General features: G+C 34.1%; 1 pseudogene. It reads left to right on the top strand.

Features of this window, described 5'->3' with window-relative positions:
* Positions 1-465: pseudogene (locus A6E03_RS20355) on the top strand (hypothetical protein); the annotation flags it as partial.
* Between the last annotated feature and the right edge of the window lie 46 nt (positions 466-511).

Raw genomic sequence — 511 nt, 5'->3', positions numbered from 1 at the left:
GCAAATACAGGCAAAGTAACGAGAGCAGCCAAGGGAACAATTAAAATTGAGCATGATTTTTCAGAAGATGAAAACAGCTATGAATTACGCATACCTTATAAAAGTTATAATTCGAATTGTGGCATGACACTATATTCAATAAACTTTAAAGTAAACAATGCGTTTGATGAGGTTTTTGCTGGCTTTCGGCTTTCTCGTCGAACTGAAGTAACGAATGATACATTGCCATCGACAGCTCATTTAGAGTCTCGAAATTGTAATGCAAGTATTCGTAAATGGGATTCAGTTGAATATTGGTCTGGAAATATATCTTGTGATTTGTATATTGATAATAAATTAAAGCAAAATCGACATTCGATAGGAATGGTCTTTGACTTGTTTAATGACTCTACTGTTATTCGTTACGATATTATTGCTGGGAAAGATTATCGATCAGAGCCTATGGATCCTGAGACTGGAATTTAATCATTAAGACTATTGAAATGAAACTTCCCGTAAAACTCATATTAGC

This window comes from Aliivibrio sp. 1S128, assembly GCF_001691065.1.
Taxonomy (GTDB): Bacteria; Pseudomonadota; Gammaproteobacteria; order Enterobacterales; family Vibrionaceae; genus Aliivibrio.
This window is presented reverse-complemented; position numbering and strand designations above follow the sequence as displayed.